The organism is Dolichospermum planctonicum (genome assembly GCF_005402965.1).
Classification (GTDB): Bacteria; Cyanobacteriota; Cyanobacteriia; order Cyanobacteriales; family Nostocaceae; genus Dolichospermum; species Dolichospermum planctonicum.
Window position 1 is genome coordinate 1 of sequence record NZ_BJCF01000179.1, and the last position, 255, is coordinate 255.

General features: G+C 50.2%; 1 rRNA gene. It reads right to left on the reverse strand.

Annotation, left to right across the window (positions count from 1 at the left end):
* Positions 1-255, reverse strand: a 23S ribosomal RNA gene (locus FFO06_RS20955); the annotation flags it as partial.

A 255-nucleotide genomic window follows, 5' to 3' on the forward strand; every position in this document is an offset into this window, starting at 1 on the left:
CCTTGGTATTCTCAACCTCCCTACCTGTGTCGGTTTCGGGTACGGGTGTTCTATCTTCATCACATATACAGCTTTTCTTGGCACTTTCCTTCACCACTCGGAGTTCGTAAACCCCTCCCAAACCAATCAGGGTATGGCTATCTTTCATGCGTCCCTGTCTATGCTCCCACAGAACAGTAAGTGACTATTGACACTTTGTCCATCGACTACGCCTTTCGGCCTCGCCTTAGGTCCCGACTAACCCAGAGTGGACGA